The organism is Vicinamibacteria bacterium, from assembly GCA_035620555.1.
GTDB lineage: Bacteria > Acidobacteriota > Vicinamibacteria > Marinacidobacterales > SMYC01 > DASPGQ01.
Map to the genome: position 1 here is coordinate 1 of DASPGQ010000024.1, position 3,309 is coordinate 3,309.

The window sequence follows — 3,309 nt, forward strand, 5'->3', positions numbered from 1 at the left end:
ACCGCCCATTCCTCCTGGCGAAAGCACAGCTTCACTACGTCAGCACGAAGTCGGACCTCGACTACTGGGAGAATCTGCATTGGCTCACGCCCCTGGAGGACCCCGTCGCCTGGCGGAGTGGTGAGGCGATCGCGCCTCCCGCGCTCGAGGAAGGGCCCGCCGACGGGGTGGGCTTCGCCCCAACACCGAGCCTCTCCTCCTGGGAAAAGACCACCACCCAATGGAAGCGGTCGCTGGCAGCCTTCCTCTATCGGGTGCAGCGTCTCGAGCAGTTCTCGGTGCCCGAGATCGAGCTGTACTCCCGGCCGCACGAGAGTGCCGCCGACTTTCGTTTACGGTGCGCCCACGCTCGACGCGAGAAACGAGACGAGGAAATCGAGAGGCTCAGACAACGGTTTGCGCCCAAGCTCGCGCGAGTGGAGGAGGCCGTCCTTCGCGCCGAGGCGCTGCTGGAACGCGAGTCTTCCCAATACGGAGACAGCAAGCTCGAAACGGCGATGGATTTCGGCGCGACGCTCGCGGGAGCTCTTTTTGGACGAAAGCTCGGGAATGTCACCCGGGCCCGACGCACGGCGCGTTCCGCTTCGCGGGTCGCTCGCGAGCGCAAGGACGTGGGGCGCGCGCGCGCCAAGGTCGAAATGCAAAAGGAGAAGCTCGAGGCTCTCGAGGCCGAGCTCATCGAGAAGACCGCAGAGCTTCAGACCGCTTACTCGGAAGAGGGGCTCCAGGTGACGTCGGTTCTCCACGCGCCTCGCAAGAGTGATGTGATCGTCGAGCGAATCGCACTCGCCTGGCGACGCTGAGCCGAGCTAGCTAGAAGCGGGAGACCGCCACACGAAACCCGATGAACGGGCGGCGCGCGCCCGGGTCGACTGCGCCGCGGAGTGCGGCCCGGACGTTCCTTTCCGGATCCCCGAAGTGCCCGCCGCGCATGACGAACAGCGCATCTTCCTCGAGATGGTCGCGGTCATCGCTCGGATCGTACGGATACGCCTCATACGGGCTTCGCGTCAGCTCCCAGACGTTCCCGCTCATATCGAGCAGACCGAAGGGACAGGAAGGGCACTCGAAGCTCCCCACCGGCATCGTTCCCGTCCCACGATAATTGGCGCGTTCCGGTTGCGGGGCGTTTCCCCACGGATAGATCCGTCCGTCTGTGCCGCGCGCGGCCTTCTCCCACTCGGCTTCGCTAGGCAGCCCGAGCCGAAAGCCGTCGCGAAGCGCCTCGGACAAACGGGCTGGGGTTCGAGGCCATTCTCTGAGGGTCGCCTCCAGCCACCGACAGTAGGCGAGTGCGTCCGGCCATGAGACCGACGTCACCGGATGAGCGGGAGGTGCCTCGAGAGCCCGGGCGTCGACCTCGTATCCCGTCGCTTCGACGAATGCACGGTACTGAGCCACGGTGACCTCGTAACGGCCGATGTAAAACCCGTCCAGGTCCACTGTGCCGGGTCCTTGCGAGTCCGGCCAGAGCTCATTGTCGTAGGCGAGCGCGTCGACAGAAGCGTCGCTACCCATCGGGAAAGGGCCAGCCGCGATCTCGACGAAACCGAGGAGCTCGTCGTCGGGCAGAAACCAGGCATCCGCTCGAAATCCGGTCAACTCCGAGTCCTCGGTCTTCGATGCTGGTTTGGCCCCGGCACGGATCTCGGCGGGCGGCCATCCACAGGAGCTCATCCCGATGAGAATCAGGGAAGCGCGGACGAGTCTCGAAGTCACTACCGGGTCCCCTCGTTACAGGCGAAGGTCCACCCGTGCTCGCAGGCTCGTGCGAGCACGTCGCGCTCGGGCATCTCGAGCAGGTTGGGGCCGCCTTCACGCAGCAGGAGTCTGAGATCGAGGATCCTTGGGTTGGGGTGGCTCGAGCCGCCCGGATCGAGCAGGCTGAAGCACGCGCCAGGATGCCTCAGCTCGCACGCTCGCGAGAAGAAGCTCCAGGCGAGCTCGGTATCCGCCTCCACCAGGGTTCCCGACCGATAGTGCGCGCCGAGCTCGTTGCACGCCCAGGCCGAGTTGTCGCGACAGTACGTCGATTCGATCTCGATAAGGCGGTCGCAGGCGTTGCGACGGCCCTTGGCGCAGGCCTCCTGCCAAAAGGGGAGTCGGTCGCCGGGGTGGCGGCCGTCGGTCGAGCCGATCGCCGTCATCACCCCGAAAAACAGGATCCAGATGGCCATGTAAGTCCGGTTGCCGATCGCGCCGATGCTCCACCTCGCCCAGGGGATCAGGCGAGGCAACGTTTCGAGCGCACGAGCGAGGCCGTCGATCCACTTGACGCTCAGGTTGAGAAGCGGCACGCAAAGAAGCTTGTCGTAGAACGTCGGCGCCCCGATGGCGCCGAGCAGAGAATAGAGTCCGAACACGCCGAGCCCGTACAGGGTGCCGAAGAGACCCTTTCCGAGCGTGGTTCTCGGCGATGTCGACGGATCGGTCACGAGGAGGTGGAGTCCGAGGAATACGGCGCTCGGTATCTCGGAATCCACGAAATAGGGAACTCCAGTCGACCTCCAGTAGAGCACGCTCAACCCGAAGAGAGTCACGGCGGCCGAACCGGCGACGAGCGTGACGGAGAAGAGGTACATCACCACGAGCCCCACGAGAAACAGGAACAGGTAGATCCGAGGGGCCAGGCTCAACGTCGTTGCGATCTCCTGGCCCCAAGTCAGGTCGCTTGCCTTCGTTGCGATCAGCGCCAGCGAGAATAGCCCGAGGGAGAAGGCCGAAGGGTTGAAGATGTGGGTCCACCTGCCGTCCCGGTGCCATCGCACGAGCTCCTTCCCGAGGAACCCGACGGCAATCATCACAAACTGCAGGTAGAACCAGTCGTCTCGGAACCAGAGGAACAAGTTCGTGCTGAAAAGTATCGGGAACGGACCGAAGCCGAGAAGGTAGCTCTCGCGGCGCGACCAGGCCAGCAAAATGTCGAAGGCGTAGGCGAACACCAGCTGCGCCACGAGGAGAGGGGCGAACTCGTAGACCGGCCGCCAGTAGTAGCCCCAGTAGGCGTACACCGAGGCCTGGACCATCGCCTGCGCATAGTGCTGGGGGCGCAGCATGGTGTGGAACGAACGGCCGGCACCGGTACGTTTGAGGCTCACGAAGAGCACCAGCTCCCAGGCGAGGAGCGCGAGAGCGGCACCCAGAAACGAGCGGTAGAGGGTCGGGTTTCCTTGAACCCGCGGCAGGAGCGATAGGAGAACGAGCCCGAGCGCGAGCGCCAGGGGTAGGGCGAATGCTCGCCGCGACGTCGCCGGAGCAGGCGTTGCCGCCGCTTTGTCTCTCTTGTGCTTCTTCTTGCGCCGACGTCCC

3 protein-coding genes are annotated in these 3,309 nt (G+C 64.7%); 1 reads left to right on the top strand and 2 read right to left on the bottom strand.

The window, feature by feature from the left end:
* The coding region (locus VEK15_00830; protein ID HXV59207.1) for a hypothetical protein at positions 1–803 on the top strand (803 nt) is incomplete at its 5' end.
* Between the two features lie 10 nt (positions 804–813).
* On the opposite strand, the gene VEK15_00835 is transcribed toward VEK15_00830, so the two are convergent.
* Both VEK15_00835 and VEK15_00840 read right to left on the bottom strand, forming a co-directional pair.
* Positions 814–1,719: an SUMF1/EgtB/PvdO family nonheme iron enzyme gene (locus VEK15_00835; GenBank protein ID HXV59208.1), complete on the bottom strand. Its 906-nt coding sequence runs from the start codon at positions 1,717–1,719 to the stop codon at positions 814–816.
* The coding region (locus VEK15_00840) for an SEL1-like repeat protein (protein HXV59209.1) at positions 1,719–3,309 on the bottom strand (1,591 nt) is incomplete at its 5' end. The genes VEK15_00840 and VEK15_00835, both read right to left, overlap by 1 nt.